General features: G+C 44.9%; 15 protein-coding genes. 8 read left to right on the plus strand and 7 right to left on the minus strand.

From position 1 onward, the window contains the following. Window position 1: 1 nt before the first annotated feature. From BLX24_RS21590 to BLX24_RS21600, 3 genes are all read right to left on the minus strand, one after another. Complete coding sequence (locus tag BLX24_RS21590; RefSeq protein WP_071505277.1) at window positions 2-3058, minus strand: type III restriction-modification system endonuclease; 3057 nt, start codon at window positions 3056-3058, stop codon at window positions 2-4. Window positions 3059-3061: 3 nt separating this feature from the next. Next, window positions 3062-5170: a site-specific DNA-methyltransferase gene (locus BLX24_RS21595; RefSeq protein WP_218160709.1), complete on the minus strand. Its 2109-nt coding sequence runs from the start codon at window positions 5168-5170 to the stop codon at window positions 3062-3064. Window positions 5171-5425: 255 nt separating this feature from the next. Next, the gene (locus BLX24_RS21600) at window positions 5426-8446 is read right to left on the minus strand and encodes a DEAD/DEAH box helicase (RefSeq protein ID WP_083422105.1); all 3021 of its coding nucleotides are present in this window, start codon (window positions 8444-8446) and stop codon (window positions 5426-5428) included. Between the two features lie 826 nt (window positions 8447-9272). Here BLX24_RS21600 and BLX24_RS21605 point away from each other — a divergent pair. From BLX24_RS21605 to BLX24_RS21620, 4 genes are all read left to right on the plus strand, one after another. Then, a complete protein-coding gene (locus BLX24_RS21605; protein ID WP_071505279.1) occupies window positions 9273-9827 on the plus strand; it encodes a hypothetical protein in 555 nt (184 codons plus the stop codon). Between the two features lie 37 nt (window positions 9828-9864). Continuing rightward, complete coding sequence (locus BLX24_RS21610) at window positions 9865-10167, plus strand: hypothetical protein (protein WP_071505280.1); 303 nt, start codon at window positions 9865-9867, stop codon at window positions 10165-10167. 24 nt (window positions 10168-10191) lie between these two features. Further along, entirely contained in the window at window positions 10192-10932 is a 741-nt protein-coding gene (locus BLX24_RS21615; RefSeq protein WP_071505281.1) for an N-6 DNA methylase, read from the plus strand. 135 nt (window positions 10933-11067) lie between these two features. Then, window positions 11068-11418 (plus strand): hypothetical protein, encoded by a 351-nt coding sequence (locus tag BLX24_RS21620; RefSeq protein WP_143092746.1) that lies wholly within the window; start codon window positions 11068-11070, stop codon window positions 11416-11418. Here the strand turns inward: BLX24_RS21620 and BLX24_RS21625 are convergent. Both BLX24_RS21625 and BLX24_RS21630 read right to left on the minus strand, forming a co-directional pair. Further along, the gene (locus BLX24_RS21625; RefSeq protein ID WP_071505283.1) at window positions 11415-12485 is read right to left on the minus strand and encodes a M48 family metalloprotease; all 1071 of its coding nucleotides are present in this window, start codon (window positions 12483-12485) and stop codon (window positions 11415-11417) included. The genes BLX24_RS21620 and BLX24_RS21625 overlap by 4 nt on opposite strands. Window positions 12486-12501: 16 nt before the next feature. Further along, on the minus strand, window positions 12502-12966 hold the full coding sequence (locus tag BLX24_RS21630; protein ID WP_071505284.1) for a hypothetical protein: 465 nt from the start codon (window positions 12964-12966) through the stop codon (window positions 12502-12504). 754 nt (window positions 12967-13720) lie between these two features. Here BLX24_RS21630 and BLX24_RS21635 point away from each other — a divergent pair. From BLX24_RS21635 to BLX24_RS21655, 4 genes are all read left to right on the plus strand, one after another. Beyond that, window positions 13721-14104 (plus strand): hypothetical protein, encoded by a 384-nt coding sequence (locus BLX24_RS21635; protein WP_071505285.1) that lies wholly within the window; start codon window positions 13721-13723, stop codon window positions 14102-14104. Window positions 14105-14114: 10 nt separating this feature from the next. Beyond that, the gene (locus tag BLX24_RS21640; RefSeq protein ID WP_083422107.1) at window positions 14115-14513 is read left to right on the plus strand and encodes a DUF6876 family protein; all 399 of its coding nucleotides are present in this window, start codon (window positions 14115-14117) and stop codon (window positions 14511-14513) included. 35 nt (window positions 14514-14548) lie between these two features. Further along, the gene (locus BLX24_RS21645) at window positions 14549-15442 is read left to right on the plus strand and encodes a DUF3991 and TOPRIM domain-containing protein (RefSeq protein WP_143092747.1); all 894 of its coding nucleotides are present in this window, start codon (window positions 14549-14551) and stop codon (window positions 15440-15442) included. Window positions 15443-15978: 536 nt separating this feature from the next. Beyond that, window positions 15979-16491 (plus strand): hypothetical protein, encoded by a 513-nt coding sequence (locus BLX24_RS21655; RefSeq protein ID WP_071505288.1) that lies wholly within the window; start codon window positions 15979-15981, stop codon window positions 16489-16491. Between the two features lie 332 nt (window positions 16492-16823). Here the strand turns inward: BLX24_RS21655 and BLX24_RS21660 are convergent, their stop codons facing one another. Together BLX24_RS21660 and mobF are read right to left on the minus strand one after the other, a co-directional pair. Next, window positions 16824-17237 carry a hypothetical protein gene (locus tag BLX24_RS21660; protein ID WP_143092748.1) on the minus strand — a complete coding sequence of 138 codons (414 nt, stop codon included), beginning with the start codon at window positions 17235-17237 and terminating at the stop codon, window positions 16824-16826. Between the two features lie 23 nt (window positions 17238-17260). After that, window positions 17261-20008 carry a MobF family relaxase gene (gene mobF, locus BLX24_RS21665; RefSeq protein ID WP_071505290.1) on the minus strand — a complete coding sequence of 916 codons (2748 nt, stop codon included), beginning with the start codon at window positions 20006-20008 and terminating at the stop codon, window positions 17261-17263. Between the last annotated feature and the right edge of the window lie 369 nt (window positions 20009-20377).

Genomic DNA, 20377 nt, shown 5'->3' on the forward strand with positions numbered 1-20377 from the left:
ACTATTTAACCTGTACTATTTCCAGCATTTGTTCATAACTGCTGACTTTTGAAAACTTCACTTCCTGTCCGCTGATTGCTTTAAAATGTTCCCCGGCACAATGGATTTTCAGCTTTTCTATCTCGCGTAGCTCTAGGTCTGAATCCGTACCCTTGGTTTCTGCTACAAAATAGATGTGGCGGATGGTGTCCTTATCAAACACAATTGCCCAGTCAGGACTATAATTAGCGACAGGCGTGGTAATGTAAAAACTTTTCGGAAGCTTAGCGTATACCTGAACGTGGTTGCTGTTTTCCAATGCTTCGGCAAAACGGGCTTCGGTTTGTGAATCAGTAGTCAGGAAGTCATAAACATGCTTTTTCAATATTTCTGACTGCCGAATAACGGATTTGTCATTCACAAATACGGTTTTAGCGTCATGCCTGTCATCAACTTTGTGATAGACGATGTTATTGATGATTAGACTGGCCTTTACTTCATTGATTAGCTTGCTGGTTCGGGCGATAAACTCCTCTGGATTTTTCCGTATCATCAGGAACTTGCCCGTGTCAATGCCCTTTAATATCTCTACGATGGTTTTTCGGGTAAGGTTGGTATGTTTGACAACCTCTCCAACCACATCATATCTTGTATTTGTATAGACATCGGAATTGAGCTTCTTGTGTTGGCGGGAAGTCTCCTGAAAGGCATTCTTTTCCTGCAACTGCTCTTTCGTACTCTCCTCCAGCTCTCCGCTGCGGATTTCATACGTACGCTCCGAAATGTTCAAATCAGCGTTGATCCGAATTTTGGCATCAGCAACCAACTTTTCCGAGTTAAACTGTACTTCATAAATGGTTTTCAGGTTGATCTTATTCCAAAGCTCCTGAAATTCCTTCTTATGAAAGTTACTGTTCGTCTGAATTGTAATGCTTTGCCGGTCATTCTCAGGTTTGATGGCTTCACCCATATAAACGGATCGTAGCAATTGATTCACGCTATCCCGAAATCCTTCTAGATGAGCAGGAAGAGGGATCTTATTTTCATCAATCAATCTCCGTCCGTCCTCCGTAATTTTATCGTCGTCGTCCAAAACATCCTCTTTATAAAGATACTTGTTCAACTTTTTCGCTTCTTCGGAGGTCAGGCGTTTTTGATTTCCATGCTCGTCAGTCAAAAGTTTACCTGTTAAAAATTCAACGGTCGCTTTTTGAGGTCTATCTTTTAAGGTAGCGGCAATTTCTGATTGCAGGCCTCTGGCGAATTCTTCATAGCTTTCAGAGGCTATGATAGTCAGTTTATTGATTTCATGTACCTGCTCTCCAATGGCCTCTTCGTCCTGCCGTATGCCATGTTTATTGACCGAAAGACGCATACCACGCCCAACCTCCTGACGGCGACGAATGGAAGCATCAGAATGCTTGAGGGTACAAATTTGAAAGACGTTCGGATTGTCCCATCCTTCTTTCAAGGCAGAATGCGAAAAAATGAAGCGGGTGGGTTCATCAAAACTCAACAATCGCTCCTTATCCTTCATAATCAAGTCATAAGCACTGATATCATCCGTCTCTTCACTTCCCCGCTTTACTGAGGGATCAATCATTTTCCGTTGCTTATCAATGGAGAAATACCCATTGTGCACCCTCTCTGCCGGATCGCGTTGCAGATATTGATTGTAGTCGGGATGGAACAGATCCAAATATTCGCTCCTCAACTGAACGTATTCCTCCTCAAACATCTGGGCATATTCACCCAAACCAGGATTGCCATCCTTATCATATACACGGTATTTATCTACTGTATCGATGAAGAAGAGCGAAAGTACCTTAATTCCCTTATCAAAAAGCTCGCGCTCTTTTTTTAAATGAGAACTGATCGTTTCCCGGATTTGTATTCGACGGAATGCCTTTTCGTCCAGATCGCCAATAGCCTCTCCGGCTTCAATCACTTTTCCGTTGATTACCACACGGTTAAAATAGCCATCGACCTCCTCTAAAAGCCAGTTTCTATACTGGGGCATTTCGCCGGAAAGTTCAAACAGGTTAGCCCCTTTTTCAAGTTTCTCTCGTACCCGCCTGACACCTGTTCCACTACGCTTTTCATACTCCAAGACGGCAAGCGGGGGCTTTGAGGTAGAAAGCTGAATTTGCTCCAGATATAAATATCCGCTGGTGCCGGTGGCCCCTTTGATGTTGATACCTTTCACCTGGATTTTCTTTACCAGCTTCTTGTTATAGGCATCCAGTGCGTCCAGGCGATATACTTTGTTGTATTCATATTTATGGGTGGCCGAGTAACGGAGCGTACAAAGCGGATTGAAATCCTGCATACTCTCCAATGTCCTATCACCTTCTACTGATTGGGGTTCATCAATAATCAGAATTGGATTTGTCTGAGCGATAATTTCAATGGGTTTTCGCGTGCCGAACTGATCAAGCTCCATATAAATACGGCGGGCATCTTTACCTTTAGCATTAAATGCCTGCGTATTGATGATCATCACACTGATGCGGCTATCCGATGCAAAACTCTCAATATCCTGCGGACGAGTCGAATTATAAATAAAGGGGCTAATGCGATGTCCATATCGTTCCTGAAAATGGTCTTGCATCACCTGGAACGACTTATAAACCCCTTCGCGGATTGCAATGCTGGGAACAACCACAATAAACTTACTCCAGCCGTAAAGCTGATGCAGCTCATACATGGTACGGATATAGGTGTACGTTTTACCCGTACCCGTCTCCATTTCGATGGTGAGCTGGTAGCCTTTTTTTACACCTTTGGGCTTTTCAAGGGATTTACTTTGAGTGATATCATTTTGCCGCTGAACCTGCTGAATGTTCTCCAGTAACTGATCTTCGGTAATCTGGATCTGGCGGTTCCGGTAACCGATAAGCTCCTCTACTTCCAGATCCATGCCAAACTGACCTTTGCTTGCTGACCTCGCTTTGGCAATCAGTTCCTTGCTTTTTTCCAGCGTAAAACGGTTCGTTTCTCTGGGTTGCCCCAGAAAGCAGTCGGTGATGGCCTGAACAGCATCTAACTGAAAGCTTTGTTCTTTAAATTGTAGTTTCATACTTTAAATCACACGCATTTCAGTATCAGGGCTCAATTGCTTCAACAACTGGCGAACATTTTCCTTGGCCGTATCATCTTTGAAACTCTGATCCCGAAACACGATACGCAGCGGTTTATAGGATGCTACTTCCTTTGCAAAGGCCTCATCTATTCCCTTATCAAAGCAGGCCAGCAATGAGTCCTGGGCTACGCGGAACACCTTTTTATCGAGTACCAGTAGTTGCTCAATCTTATAGGAAAGCGGCAAGCCCCAATCTAGCATTACCTGAGCCAATAGATCATCAGCGGTACGATCAGGTTTGATATTGTCGGCGAATATGTCCAGTTGATCCTGCTGGTAATCTTGGGGTCGATAATACACATCCTGCATATTACTGGAGTCCAAGCGATAGACACGAAAGCCGGTATCTAAAGCATCCACTGTAAGCTCATCGATTATGTTGGCTTGATCGAAGTTTAGCAATGAAGTTTTATTTCTTAATTGAAGCCCATGATCTTTACTTACTTGGCTTCCAACCTTTCGAATTCGGTCCTTACCAATTTCACATATATTTTTGAAGCCAACTTTATATGCTTCACTACCTTCTTCCGTTAGCTCTGGTAATTGCACCATTATGAACTTACGTTTACCGTTATCAGAAGTGTTAAGCCTCATTAATGACTCTGCGGTAGATGTTGACCCAGCAAAAAAGTCTAGTACAATTCCGGTCGAATCCTGGCATCCAATTTTGATTAAATACTTAATTAAATCCACGGGCTTTGGATAACTAAAATGGATGCCCATCTTCTTTAAATACGTTTTAGACTTTTCAGTTGTGCCCAAGTTCCGCAATACAGAAAGTATATTTCTAGATTCAACATTTTCCTTTCTATATCTTATAGCACCATTACTATTTATATAAAAATGTATTGGTGAACCATCTTCTTCAACAGGAACGAAGCCACCTGAAATAAACTCTTTAAGCTTATTCCTATTAGCAAAGCCTCCATATATTCTACAAGGCTTTACAAGCTGGTATCCGGATACTACTAGGTCATCAATTTTGACTGGTAACCCCGACAAGCTTTCAATGTTATATTCTTTTTTAATATCTTCCGATATATATTTCTCAGCCTGAGTAATTTCAAAGAATCTATCATCTAGCTCTTTCCCCTTATAAAAGAATTCTTCCTCTGACGAAGGGAAACCAGCAGGAAGTTCCAAAATAGCAGGAGGATTTGCCGGACTATTCTTATTTATATTATTATCAACCACACCTGCATGCAGGTTGCTATCTTCTCTAGTGTTAGGATCAATAACGTTACCTATTGCAACATTTTTATATTGTATGTCTCTTAGGTAACATAAAATGTATTCATGGTTTATCTTAATCTCTAACTGATTATCCGTATTCCCTTCTGAGTTCCAAATCAAACATGCCAAGAAATTTTTTGCACCAAATATCTCGTCGCATAATTTTCTTAGATTATGGACTTCCTTATCATTTATTGAAACAAATAAAATTCCATCGTTCCTTAACAAATTACGCGCAAGCTTCAGCCTAGGATACATCATACTCAGCCAATCGGAGTGATATCTTCCACTGGTTTCGGGATTAGCAATCAGTCGCTCCCCTTCTTCATTAACATGGCCAGACTCTTCATTGAATTCATTTAACCTCTTGGCAAAGTTATCTACATATATAAAGTCTTTACCAGTGTTGTAAGGTGGGTCAATGTAGATCATCTTGATCTTCCCGAAGTAGCTTTCCTGCAAAAGCTTCAACACTTCCAGGTTATCGCCCTCTATATACAGGTTTTCTGTATCATCAAAGTTGACGGAGTCTTCACGGACCGGACGTAGCGTCTTCGTTGTAGGCAGGTTCGCCGTGACGATGGCCTCCCGCTTACCGGGCCATTCCAGACGATAACGTTCTTTGTTGCCTTCAATCACCTGATGACTGAGTTCCTGCTTCAACAGATCAAAATCAACGGCCTTGCCGTTTTCTGTCTCAGTGATACAGTTAGGAAATAGGGCAGCCAGTGCTTCCAGGTTCTTACTCACCTGATCGGGACTAGCCATGTCAAGACGGTCTTCCTCTGATAAATAGGGCATTGTGGGCTTTTCCAACGACAAAATGTTTTTTTATTATTACCTAAGTACCACCAAAAGCAAAGATACCAAACGAATCTTTGTGGATATACTTAGAGCTAAATCTCGAAAAATACTAAAATATAAGGGAATTTGAGCCTTTCATGGGCAATTTAGGTAGAATACAAGCTCGGAACAGGATAGAGCTGAGATCCCCCTCGGCACCTCCCGAAGCTAAGGTGCTTTAGCCATTCTCTACTGATTCTACGAGGAATAGGGCTAGATAATCATATTCTACTTACTACCAATCACTGTTAATGGAATATTTGCCTGCTTCATCAAATGGTTTTCAGTAACAGCTAACAGAGTTAACTGTTCTTGCGTAACCAATCTCGGCGATATCCCTGGCTGAACAATGTAAACTTTAAGCTCTAGCGGAAAACTCTTCTTAACTTTTGTGAGAAGTTTAATGAGTTCTTCCTCTGAACCTTTTTCCAATCGACTGCATGTGTTGCCCTTATAGGTCTTTGTTAACCGTCTTAGCATATGATCAAAAAGCTCTTTGGGCTCTTTATGCTTCCAATGATATGACTTTTGGGCTTGGCCACATACCTCATACAAGTCTTTAATATCACCCGCTGGCTTACCATTTTTGGCAAACTTAAGATGATACAACTCCATAATAATCTCGTTAGAATTTTCCTTTATAGTTACTACGTCTGCAATTTCACCGGAATAATCATCGTCATAAACAATATCATAGTCTTCTGCTATAAATTTCTGAACACAGAAATATTGTATTGAGTCAGTAATTTTAGGATAGACATCCTGAGCTTCTGCTCTTAAATTTACGCCTGACCAGTCCCAGGCTATAATCTTGTCAACTGAGTAAGGCGTTGTATTTTCCTTTAATTTAACATACTTGTTGCCCTCTAGCGACGAGCCATCCACGAACCAAATCTTTGGCGTGCTTCTGTAAAAGAACTCTTCTACTGTTTCTGTCTTTTTACCATGGGTAATATGTAATTTTTGGGTCGGTGTTCTTTGAATGAATTTAAAGTCTTCATAGTCCTTTTTAAACAAAACTAACTCGAATTCGGCTAGCACAAGACCCTTTGATATAAAATTAAAACGTATATTTCCAGAATCGTCAGGATTTACTAGCTGCAACTCAGAATTATATAGCTCATAATTGATGCCATTAATAGTAAACGTAAATCTTGTTTCATATTTACGATATACGTCGTCATTCCAATCAATCGTAACAGGATATTTTTTGGGTATAGAATCGACTGATTTTGGAATTAATGTTCTTTTTAGTAAATTTTCAACACTAATAGATTTATCAATTACCTTTCGCCCCACATCACTGGACCAGGTAATAAGGCTCTCTAAATCATTTGTCCTTTTAGACCAAATGCGGCCCTTATAAGAACAGCCCATTGTTACCTCTTTACCTGCTTCGTATCCAGCACCAAATATTACAGATTTTTCAGCATTATCTTTATCAGCATCAGTTAATGCCTGTTCAATATCGGTCCCAACTCTCATTATGAACCGAATTAATTTGCCAAGATGCTCTGCTAGCCCAACGTTCTGTAATTTTAAGCGATCTATTCCATAAAAACATTTAAACAAGTCTTGCCCAGTAAGTAGTCTGGCGTTTTCTCCTGCTATTGCTTTTGCTAATTTCTGATGATGAGAGCTCTTGTCTGAACTATGAATAAACAGAAGGTTTGTTTTTGTGTCCCAATACACAACATATAAATCCCATGTTGTATTTCCAATATCTTTTATATTTCCCCAGTCAATGTAAGTTTTTCTTTCAGTGATAAAAACAAGTACCTTATCTTGCGTATTCAGGTCTTCATATATTTCCGTAATGCTGTCCTTATCTTCTAGTCCTTTCCTGAAATTTGAAGGATTCCACTTTTGGGAATAGTTGTCGAAAATAACAGTACTAAGGGCAGGTTTAATATCAGCAATGGGTATTTTTTTATCTTTAAATGCTTTAAAAGAATCAAAAAATCTTTTCTTATTTATTTCTTCTTGTGTTTTTTGTTCGCTAAATCTTGGTAATAGATAATTCCAATCGGTATCCTCTGCATATAACTGTCCCAACTCTTCTTTAACGTCTGCATCCAAAACACTGGCTATAAAAGTTGCATTGCCTAGTTCTTCATCACGCTTCGTTCTGGTAAATCTTCCAGCGAATTGTAATGTAACGGGCAAACTCTTTCTTATATCATGAAAAGCAGCAATTTTAAGATAAGGGTAATCAAAGCCTTCGCCCAACATATCTACGCAGACTATTATATCTATCTCACCTTTTAGGAGCTTGGCTTTAATTGACTTCTTCTCTGTTGCTGACAAACCGGAATGAATGCAGGCAGATGTAAACTCAGTGTATCGTTGATAGATAGCATGAACTTTTTCTGCTTTATTCTTATTTTCAGCTCTTGCCATTAAAACATGCTTGAAAGACTTTTTATCTTCTCTGAGTTGTTCAATCGCTAATTCTGCAATCTTTTCATCTCTTAATGCATCATCGTATACGTAAACAGGTTTGAATTTTATTTCCTTATAATACCCTTCTTCTTGGGCCTTTTTTAAGGGGAAATTAAATATATGTTTTCCATCAATTCGCTTTGAGTCATTTCTGAATGGAGTAGCTGTAAATTGCAATATCACCTTATCAGAGAACTTATCCCTAATTTTAAACCAGGTTAATGCCTCTGAATGGTGGGCTTCATCAATAAATATATGAGAGAAATGTTCTTTAAATACTGTAAATACTTCGGGATTACACTTATTTAAAATACTTGCAGTAGCTACAATTACATTACACTTATCGACAAAAGATTTAGCTTCCTGTTCAGTTGATATTTTTTTACTAAATATTCCAACAACGGGATAAATAACGTTGTCATTTATAATACCCAAGCTTTTTAATATTCCTAACGAAACAAACTTTTCAGCAATCTGTTCCCTGAGTGGGTCTGTCGGTACTATTACAAGCAGCTTTTCGCATTGCTGTAATAGAAGTAAGGTAAGCATGGTTTCTGTCTTACCTGTACCCGTGGGCATGACTACTGTTGCTAGTTCCGATGAACACGCCCAATGGCTTAATGCAGCATAAATTGCTCCGACCTGAGGATTACGCAATCCATCCTTCTTAATCCCATTTTTAGAAGCTTCTCTGATAATAAAACAGTTATCTGCCCATGAACTAGTAACCAGATTTGTTGGCTGAAAAGGGGTATGAGGATCAATATCCTGCTTGACAAAATTTCCGGCAATTTTTTCAATTTTCATTTAAATTCAGTAAAGCTACAGGGATAACAATGAACAAAATAGTAAATTACCTATTATAAATTGTATATAAAAAACAGGGGTTATGTTTTTATTAATCGGTGATAGTTACCCTTTTGAACAGGGGTATCTCATTTACCGCGTTTAATTTATACACATTTGTCACTCCTTTCATACCTGTTTCTGTATATCCGGTTTAGCGATCCGTGTTTGCCGTCAAATACTCATTCGTATCCTCACCGGCTGCCAGCAGTCTTTCGCTTCATTTGACCGCTGCACTCATCCGGCTCGCTTCCCTTCGGGATCGTCAGAAACATATTATTGAAAGGAAATAATTATGGACATCTCCTAAAACGCAAAAAACGAATAGCCCGGATTTCCACGTGTTCACTGTCCAGAAGAATGGCAAAAATGAAGGCGTATGGACTAAAATCGGAGCCGCCTGGTTTAATGAAGACCAAAGTACCCTCAACGTTCGCTTGAACTGCATTCCTTTTGAGGGCAGGCTTTCTTTCCGAAAACCACTTCCAAAGGATGAAGAAGAAGTATCTGATAGCCTGTAATAGACCCTACAGACTGGGCATGAGCTTAACGGCTCATGCCCTTTTTCATGTTTAAGGGGCTAAGGGCTTCGCCCTCGCGTACGCAAGGGTAAAGACACTGTCGTTTCCGGTTTGCGGGGAATTTTCCCCTTTCCCCTTCGGGAAATTCCTCGCGGGCCGCTCCGCTCCAAAATTCCCCGCAAACCGCCCTTGCGTTTGCTACCCCACCCTCGGCGGGGGCCAAGGGTTATTCATAACCCATTTCTTAGTTTAAAAGGAGACTGTCCATGAAGCCGACCAGAGAATATTACCTACCATTAGATGCTAAACTCCACCTGAAAGATGAGTTTTCGACGGCTGTGATTTACCGGTATGAACGGAACGGTAATCTGATTGGGATGGCTTTTCGGGGAAAATCGCAAAAACCTGCCTGGCATTACCGCTTTAAATCAGCAGAGGCTCAGCAGCAATACGAGCAGAATTTCCTGCAATCGGTTCGTGAAGCCGAAGAACAAAAACGGAAAATGAGCGAGCAGAAAAATGCCCTTCATACCCTAAAAGAAGGAGACATACTTTATTCATCGTGGGGCTGGGAGCAAACCAATATCGACTTTTTTCAGATCATTGCCGTGAAATCCAAAACGCTGACCCTACAGGAAATTGGTGCAACCAGCGTCGAAACAACGGGCTGGGCATCAGATCGGGTCATTGCTGATCCTACGATTAAAATCGGCGTGGAATTTAAAAAACGAGCCGATGGCTTCAACCAAGTCACACTGGATCGTTGCCGTACCGCAACCCGTTATGACGGCAAGCCACTTCACCGCTCCTGGTACGCTTAATCTGCTTTAACGACCTCATAAAGAAGGAGATGCTTGCATGGGAGCCTATCAAACCTATCCAATGAACTGGCGTGGTATCAGCCTCACCGTTCGATATAACCCCGATTATTCGGCCAGCTATCATGAAATATACCGGGTACAGCTTGGCCATTTAGAAGTCCGTTGCCATGACCCGCTTCCCATCACCAGCACTGGCTATTGCTCCTATTTTACGCCTGTTTCGCACATTGAGGAGTGGGGAGGGCCACTTGAATTCGTTAAAGCGTGGCTCGACAAAGATGCCGAGCAGCCCGAATGGAAAGCCCAAAACGAGCAATCCCGCCAACTGACCCTGTTTTAATTCCTATCAAGAGGAGTATGAACCGTGACCGATTATTTTAACGAGCTATCCAAACAGTTGGATCAACTAGGTCGCAGGCATGAGCTTTCGACGGTTTTCAATGATCTTCTAACCCTATCGCTTTGTAGCTTTCACCAGACCAATCTTCAGAGCCGACTAACTGAAAAAGACCCGGATAACGAAGAAATGTATCTGAAGATCATTGACCCTTATCAGCCGGAAGAAATCAGTCTTTTTTCTCCAATCATGGGACTATTGATGCTGAATGTGCAGGACAACCCTTATACGGACCTATTGGGCGAATATTTTATGCAGCAGATTACTCATGGGCAAAACGGCCAGTTTTTTACGCCGGAACCCGTTTGCCAGATGATGGCTGCTATACAGGGAGATCCTCATTCGATACAAGGGAAAAGAGTGCTTGACCCAGCTTGTGGCTCGGGTCGCCTGATGCTTCAATTTGCCAAGCTCAACCCTGACAACTACTTTTTTGGAGCAGATAACAGCATCACCTGTGCCAAAATGACTGTCCTGAATTTCTTTCTAAACGGTCTTCGCGGTGAAGTCGCCTGGATGGACAGTCTTTCGATGGAATGGTATGGCGGCTGGCAGATCAATACGACTGGTCTGGGTATTTTGCCTATCGAAAAAGAACAGTCGTTTATTTGGACTGCTCCACCAAACGAAGTCGGTCCTGCTTTGACCTCGCAGAAGCCTCCTACGCAAAAGAAAATAACGGATAGCACACAGCTTACCCTTTTTTGATCGACAAAAAACAGGTTCTTTTCAGTAAGGTCTTCGAGCGATAGAGGCCAACCGGACAGGTGATCTTTCCATGTTGACATAATTCAGACGGGGTGCTATGAGATCGGGACAAAGGAGATCGCCATGCCCAATTTTATGGTTCCAAACGATGCAACCCTCAGGATGTTCGCCGTAACCGGATGGGGAGGGCGGGGAACTATGTTATCCCATGACCTGAGCAATGTATCTTCGCACGATTTGATGAAATTGAGGGCTGAATTACTTAAACTGGAATTTAAAAAAGCACTAGACCTTCCTTTCCTTCGTGAGTTGGACGCAAAGGAAGGGACGCTTTCCTATACCACGCAAGATAGCTCAGAAGAGCCTACGTATTTGGTTTATCGCATTCCCCTGCATTTAGCTCGAAGTAACTTTAATCGCATCGCTTCTTTGTTAAAACCGTATATGGCTCCCGAACAATATACCTGGAAACCGCTTTCGCCTTAGCTCCAGTCATCCGACGGAATCCAGGAATACTTTTGCCAAAGAGGCCGTATGGTGGAAGCTTTCTTTCCTAACACATTGTTTTTCTCATCAATAAGCTCCGTAATCTTTTCCAACACGGATTCCGGTTGATAGAACCCCAACTGTCCCAGTTGCTGATCAAATTCGTCCCAATACCTGGGCATCGCATCCAGAAGATAGGCCATGTCCAGATTAGGATGCCTTCGGCCCATTTGGGCTAACATGACATCCTTAATATAGAGAGCTCTGACCAGCGGCTGAGGGTGCGTACTATCCTGATCTGGGGCTCCATTGGATAAATAGACGAAAAGGGCGTAAATAAACAAAATACAGAAGATGGTAATGTCTTCCAGCAGCTTTCCCTTTTTGATCAGACCGGCATATACTTCAGCATGCCGAGCATATTTAAAGGCAGCCCTGTACACATCTTCGAGATATTGGACGATTAGCGTAGCGGCCAACAAATCAGCATCATATTCCATAGCATGATTGATATCGATCCGTTTCGGCCTTTTCCAAAAGTCGAAAAAATTCAAACAGTCTTCTTTGAAAAACAATCTCGTGTATCGCGTATGACCGTACACAATGTGCCCAACCTCATGACAGGAGATGAAGGTCATGCATAAATCGGCCATGGTTGTCGAGAACAGCAGTCGATTTTGGTCCGTTGACAGGTTCCCCTCCCTGACTTTGGTAACATCTTCCGGATCAATAATCAGGTTGGGAGTCCGGGTTGTTCCAATATCGATCTGAACCGTTGAAGGGCTGATTTCACTTAAAAACCGATCATCTGCCAGTAAGTGGTCGAAAAAGCTTCTCAGCAGGTAAATGGTTGGGGAGGATACCCGAATATAATCTTTCCCCAACCGAGTGCCCGTGGACGCATTCAAATTGGTATCAACAAAATAGTCAAATACGTGCGTTCTCTGGGTCTTTTGGGGTAAATAATGGTTTACAAATGAGCTGTAAATCTCATTTACACGAATGATCTGGTATTCATAAAGCCTTCGAAGGCTTTCATCGGCCAACTGAGTAGGATCAAATTTCATAACCCTAATGAATGCGTTAGAAAAACAGGGAAGAAATTAAGGCCGGTGGAGAACCCGCCAGCGTTAGAAAATAGCCAACCCGCTCCCATCTTTTTAGGTTACCCCATTCCTGCCAGGTAAAAATAAAAGCGAGCCCCAGACTAATGACGGAGCTGAATCGAATAACGGCTTCCTTGTCGAGTTTCCATAAGTTGACCCAGTGATTGATCAAAAAGATGATAGCGGAGATCAGGCATATCAACGCTCCCACGGCAAGCAAGCGGATATAAATACGGTCCTGCTTGCGAGGAATGAATTGAGACTGGCCTGCTCCCAGCCACTTAGAGGCCAAAAACAACGCAATACCTATGACAAAGGCGAACAATGGAAAAAGAAGACTTGTCTTCTGTCCCGTGTGAATGAGGTAGACCAGACTTAATGAAGGGATACTGAACAGCAGACTATAGCCCACAATGATGGCTACTTTGTTGAGGGATGTCATGGGATCGAATGCTAACAAATGAACCGAAATGAATACCGCAAATAAGACTTGCGTTTGGCACGACAAGTAAACCGATACGCTTCGCTTCGGCGGCAATGGTCTATACGACACTGGATACCAATTAACGCAAAATTGGTGAAAAACCGATCAGAGAATTTGAGAAGTTCGCTACTTAAAACCTGCGGGAAACAGTTCAAATACTTTTGAAGACTAACCTCGCTGAGCCATGCGATGCTGAACCTGCTCTAAACAGTTACCCACGTTCCTTTGGGCAGCCGTTTGGCGGGGCATTCACGTACTCTGCACTGAGAGGATACGTACTGTAGCGTAAATTCCGTGATTTCATACAGACCGCTCAACGTATAAAGATCCATAGATGATGGAGTACCTTGTGGACTTCCCAATCAAAATCAGCCTCTACCATAAAGAACTAGGTGATAGGGACAAAACTACGCCTAACCTGCACGCACCATCCGCACTTGTAGCGGGTGGTGCTATTTCCTTCAACTAATGATTGTTGAAATATCCTATTCGTCAGAACATTTAATCTGTCTCCAATGGAGGCTCTTCTGTTTTAGCTAAGGGCCGTCGGCCCTCGCGCCCGCAAGGGTAAAGGCGCTTGCGCTTCCGGTTTATTGACAATTTTCCCCTGGCCCGCTGAGCGGACCATTCCTCGCGGCAGCTTCGCGTTCAAAATTCTCAATAAACCGCCCTTGCGGTTGCTACCCCCACCCTCGGCGGGAGCCAAGGGTGCATGACGCACCCATTTCCAATTTTTAAGGAGAAAGTAATGACCTACCAAACTAAAATCGACAAAGGCTATGACGGATGGCAAGCCAAAAGTGAGGCCGTTTTAGGCCAAACTCCCAAAGGCACCAGACTGTTGAGCCTGCGAACATCTAAAACACGGCAAGGACTGGCCTCTACCGCAAGCGTTTTTATCCGCTCCCTGAAAACGGGCTATGCGGTCGATACCACCATTCTTTTTCAGGACTTTTTTAAATCCGGTATCGCTCCCACGGCTTGCAACCGGGTGACTGGAAAATCCCTTGAAACAGCCAATCAAGCGGCTTTGTCACAGATGGAAAGCCTGCTTGCCGAAGCACAGGCATTTTACAACACCACCATGCAAGCGTAAGGAGGCAATCATGGAAACAAACGAACGGATAGTCATAACTCCGGCGGAAAAAGCCGATCATCTCACAAAAGAACTACGGCGTTTCACGGGAACAGTGACATGGTTTCGGCATATTCTTTTTCCCAAATACCTTTACACGGAAGGCGTCCGGTTTTTAGCCGAAGAAGCGGAAGCGTACTGGCTGATCGAAATGATTTTCGCCTTTCAGACAAAACCCGTAATCAGAAATGCCGGGTACTTTCAGGCATGGGATTTAATCGTTCATGACAATAAGACTGCTACGCTCACCTGCGAAAATGGCAATTGTGATCTGGTTTTTACCCATCATCTGACCTTTACGGACTTTCCACTGCCCAAAGTCAAGATGTTCTTTATTCATGACACGCTGCTTTTAACCAGTGAATACTAAGGGAGGCTGTTTTGCAAAAATATGACTTCGCTACCTTGAAACAGTCCGTCCATCTGGGCCAGTACGCTGCCTGGCAAGGCTACGTACTCGACCGGAAGAAAAGCACGCCATCATCCCTTGTCATGCGTCATGTGACAAGGGGGGATAAGATCATTGTCTCCAAAAAAGGCGTGGTCTGGGTTTATTTTTCCGTCCATGACGAGCTGGACAACGGAACGATTGTCGATTTTATCAAAAACCGCACCCACAAGACCCTGCCGGAAATCGGCAGGGAACTTGCAGCGTGGTCAGGCGGATCAGGAACCCTGCCGGTCTATAAGATGCCCGACATTCGCCAGCCGGTATATGACCTGGGACGCATTCGTCGGGCTTTCCAATGGATGAAGCCCACTTACTGCCATCCTTATCTGATCGGCGAACGTAAAATTCCCGCCGATGTGCTGAACGATCCCCGCTTTGCAGGATGCATCTTTCAAGACCGGTATGGAAACGTCGTTTTTCCACACCAGAACGGGCAAGGCGTTTGCGGCCTTGAACTAAAAAATACCGACAAAAACGTTTTCATGCGTGGGAGCGAAAAAGCCTTATGGCTTGGCAATGGCAGCTCCGCCGATACGACTTTCATTCTTGCGGAAGCCGCTATCGATGCCTTGAGCCACTTTGCCTTATTCAGACCACGGGATGCCTTCTATGGTGCGGTTTCCGGTGGGATGAGTGATCACCAGCTTTCTTACCTGACAGCGATTATACAGAAATTGCCGAGCCTACAAACCATCGTCCTTGCGGTTGACCATGACCCCGGCGGACAGAAGATCGCCAGCCGGATTAAAAGCTATCTTGCCGGAAAATGTGCCGGAACGATTGTCCGGCACATACCGAAAAAGGAGGGGGCAGACTGGAACAATGTCCTGAAAGGAGACAGTAACTAAGTGCCTACGGGTAGTTAAATGTACGGAATGGATGGGTGATTTTCGCTCACGAAAATCACCCATCCATTCCGACTGCTTCTTCCGAGAAGAAAAATCCAATGAGCCTACTCATCAACGATGTAGGAGGTACAGATACTGGAAACAATACGGATGGTCAGTCCCTTTGATTCATCCTATGGTGAACAGTATCCAAATACTCATAGTCCATTTCAGACAATCCCATATACATTTCGATGACGGTTACCCATGTCCCCTCGGGCAACCGTTCAATAGCAGCGTTTACGTACCACTCCATTAGAAAGGCCGATACGCACTGTCTCGTAAATTCCGTGATCTCGTAGCGACCGTTCAGCTCGTGTAGATCCATAAAGCGATGGATTACCTGATGAGCCTGCTGATCAAAGTCAGCTTCAATCTGGCTCGCCAGTTCGATACATTCTAACGCTTTACGGCTGAACGCCATTAAACGGTCCTCTTTCTAAACGGTTTCTGCCATTTTTGCGTTTAGAGAGTATTATAATCTGATTTTCAAAGCCATGGAAAAAGGAGAATACGACCTGCGGGAAGAGGCTTACCAAACTGCTCTCGCCGAAATGCATCAAACCATCGATACTGAATTTGCCGAGCGGGAAAAGCAGTACCGACAAAAGGTGGAGCGCAATCAAACACAGACCCGCATGAACCTGCGACTCAAGCAACGGGTACATGGGGGCAATGGGAAAGAAACCCTGCATCCCGAAGAGGCTCTTAAGAAAAAAGAGAAACAACGGCAGGCGTTCCTGGAACGTCAGCTTGCTCAAAAAAAACAACGAGCTGCTGAACTGGCTGAACGGCAGGTTTTTGGACAAACGTGGGGACGACTTGCTGAAAGAGAAGTGGTTTATGGGGCTAGTGATGCGCTGGTGACCCAACTAAAACAACAAAGAGAGGCTCAACAGCAACAGAAAAGGGCACAGATGGAGTACGAGCGCCCCACCTTCGGCATGCCTCATGCATTGGATATCGCCAAAGGACAGTCTGTCGAACGGTTTAACAGCCTGGAACACTAGTTTGATAAATACCCGAAAACCTCGCCCTGAGCCAGTTCCGATGGTATCGCTCCATTACGATTATATAGTCTGCCCAGTGAAGTAACTCTTCTGGCACGACTTGCTTTGCGTGTCAGTCCGTCCCTGCCGGTTTTACATTGACCCGTTCATCTGTTTCATACACGGTGCTGGCATTGAGGCTCCTTATTCGGTTGATCGCCCAAACATAGATAGTATTTTCCCTATCCATCGTTTTAGGCATAGTTAGGCGAAAAGTAATGCGGAAATACCGTATGGCTACCCCAGAAGAGGCCCTGTTTGTCAGAGAACTGCTATTTAGACTGCCACAAAGTTTACCCATTTTCTTCGATCCGTATCGTTTCGATTTCGGCCTGATTGTCGCTTGCCAGGGAAAACAAACTGTCCGGCTCCTTCACCCAAAGCACCCGATTGTCAAAAAAATGTTCGAAGAGCCCTTTCAGGTTCCGGCCCGTAATACGGATCGTGCGGGTCGAAAGGTGAATGTCAATGATCCCCGCTGGATCATAACTGACCGGGGAGACGAGATCATGGTAATAGATGGCGGCAATCTTGTCATCGGAAAAGAGCATCTTAAAACCGTAGGCTGTACCATGGTTGGGGGCCAGCCCAAAACACGCCTGAGCGGGTAGAAGGCTGGCCGCTTCTTTCGGAACGTCAACATGGCCGGACTGTGCGGCCTTCCCAAAAGGCGTGCCCATCCGGTCCCCGGAAAATACATTTCTCATCGTCGTATGGTTTAGTTTACGTTTCATCGGGAAATTTCATTCTCCCGTTTAGGGGTTGAAAACCGCTCCCGAAGGGCATCCCGCCGGTCAGACGCCCATTCTTTTGCACTTTCCCCCAGTTCCTGCACTCTTTCCTTGATCGCACTGACCCGGCTTCGTTGCCGAGCCGGGGACATGAGTTCGGTGGCCGACAACCGAGCCGAGCTTTCATGGATCGATTCCAGCAGCCGCGCTTTGTCGTCCGTATGCACAGCCACCTGAAAACGGGCACGGCTCGTGGAAACGTAGAATTGCTGTTGACTAGCCGCCCTGCCTGAGGTGGAGGTTTGCAGGACCAGCACCCGGTTTACCGATTTCCCTTGCGATCCTGGAGAGGTGCTATAATAGCCATGGGTGAAATGGCCAAAGTCTTTCCCCAGCGTTACCTGGTTCCGGCTGGTTTTGGCCAGAATATTTCCTTTGGTATCGAAGCCCGACACGGTCAGGATACAGCCATTGTTCAGCCGCTTGTTCTCCAACGAGTAGGCATTCTGGGTAATGCGGATTAAATCGCCTTTGGCAATTGGGCTTTGAACCTTCTCATACACACTGAACTTTTTAGCTTCTTTCAGAGGAAGTACTTTAGTCTGTCCGTCCTTTTCAAGCAGTATCTGTCCGTTATCATCCTTGCCGACCACGTTGTATTTCTCACCTCGGACAAAGCCGGTGGCGTTTTGATGGAACTGCACCGATTGACCTTTTATATAACTGGACGGCTGTTTTTTCTCGGCTTCCGTGAAGGAAAGGTTCGTTTGGGTTTCGAAGAGCTTTTCCTTCACGGTTAGTTTGCCTTCTTTTTTGAGCAATTCCCGCACCGAATCCGTCAGGGCCTTTCCTTGGCTATGGGTCGTGGATACCACCAGTACCTCTTCGTTTTTAAGCCGGGCCGAAACGTATTCCTCGCTTAGAGCCTTAATGGACTCCTCAATGGAACCACTCTGTTTGATGGCCCCCATTTCGTCGAGTATCCGGTACCCTTTGCCCATATCGCCCTCCGACAGGCTTTTCACCGCCTTTCTATAAAGGTCGTTTTTCTGCCGCTGGATCGACTGGATGGTAGCCGCTTTCAGTCCACCGAAGGTCTGGAGCAGCCGGAGAGCATCGCCCCGTTCGACACTGGAATGTTGCCGGGCGTCGCCTGAGAGCAGCACCCTGGCCTTTTGCCGCTTGGCCAGATCGACTACGTTGTTGAACGTTTCGCAGCCTACCAGCCCGGCTTCATCCAGCCAGATCACATCTCCCGGTCTGATCCCGTCTTGCAGCTTCTGGTCTTTCAGGAGGGCGGCAATCGTGGTTGCGTTTGAAAAGCCCTCCTGACGCTGCACCTCACGGGAAGCGGTGGCGGAAGGAGCAAAGGCATGAAAGCCGACCTGCTTGCTTTCGATTGATTTTGCAATCTCTTTCATCGTCCAGGTCTTCCCGGTTCCGGCGCGTCCGACGACTAGCGTAATAAAGTCCCGCGATTCCAATACGTATTTGACGGCATCCTTTTGCTCCTGATTTAGCAGGGGATTATCAGGTACATACCCCTTGTCAATGGCTTTAAATTGGTTTTGTCCTTGCCGAGCCGACTGGATTAATTTCTGCTCCTCGGCCAGCGTTTGACGGTTGGTGTAAAGCGTCTCATTCCCTTTTTGTTTGGAAAGCAGATCTTTCCTAGAAGCGATAGCTTTTTCGATGGCCTCCTTGCCCGCCGTTCCTGTGGCGTGTTTCAGGGACAGGGTCATCCATTCCCGGTGTTCGACCACGGATTTTCGCTCAAGCAGGTGGGCTAGGGCAAAGCTGACCGCTTTTTCGGCAGCTTCTTTTTCACCCTGATGAACGGCAATGGGCTTTGGGCCTTTGGCCTGCTGGATCAATTTCCACTCCGAGTCATTCAGCCTGCTTGCCCACTCTTTTTGTAACGCTTCGCGGCTAAGATCGGAGCGTTTCCCCGCTCGGGTCTTGGCACCCATTTGGGCTTTGTCTTCGGCATACTCCAAACCCAGCTCGTTGATCTTCTCATTGATCTCTTGCGTCCGGCGGGAAAACTTCTCAATGGTTTCCCGGCTAAATCCACTCAGTTCAAAAGTCTTCCCGCTGCGTTCGACCCGGTAGCCTACCTTTTGCAGTTCATAAGCCAACTTCGAGTGAAATAAAGCTTCGTAGTAGGGAGCGCTAGCCTTAAGATTCCTGAATTGACCAGCCTTGAATAGCTTTTCGTGATCGTCGTAGGTTGCATTGAATACAAAGCAATGCGTATGCAGATGAGGATCGGGGAACTGTCCCTTGACAGGCCGTGCTTCCGAATGCACAAAGGAAGCATATAGCAAATTGCCCGTGGTTACGTTTTCATTCTGCCCGTTTTTACGTACCCTCGCCTGGGCATTCTGCTCGGCTTCACCCATCGCATAGGTCACTGCCGAATTAAGGGCACTGACGATATCGGGATCGCTGGTCTGTCCATGAACAATGGAAACACTTTTGGGCACATTGAACGTAAAGTCATAGCCGACGGTCCGTTTGGTATCGGTTCTGGCGGTAAGTCGTTTTCCGGTTGCCGGATTGATGTTGTGAGATAGCTGTTGAAATTCGTGTCGGGATACGTCTCCCGAAAGGCCAAGGGCTGTCGCCGCACGACCACCCCACTGGCCTGCGATGGACTCTGCCGCGTAATAATCCGACTTGGACAAGCCCTCATCGAAATACCTCGTAGCGGCCTCGGCACTGCTGTTTTGTGTCACGCGTAGCATATTAATGACTTGCTTTTGAGTGTATGGTAAAAAAGTGTTTCGCTCAGACGTCTTCCCTTAGCGGTGCTAAGGACGTTTGTGGGCGGGTCAATGACCCGTGATGACCTGTCACTGGGTTATGACAGGTATTGGAAAGGGAGGAAGAAAAATCGCTTGGGGTTAAGGCAGGTAAAAAGATTTGCGATGTTTTACAGCGCAAACTACTCGTAACCATTCGGCGAGGGAGAATCTATTCGCTCTTTGGCGGAAAGAGGCAAGGTTCTCAAAAACAGTTTGGTCTTGCTGTTCATGACTTCTATTCCAGAAAACTGTGTACAGGCGGATTGAATAGCAGGTGATGTGGGGTGGTCCTGTTTGGCCGGACACTTT

Source organism: Arsenicibacter rosenii (assembly GCF_001870735.1).
Lineage (GTDB): Bacteria > Bacteroidota > Bacteroidia > Cytophagales > Spirosomataceae > Arsenicibacter > Arsenicibacter rosenii.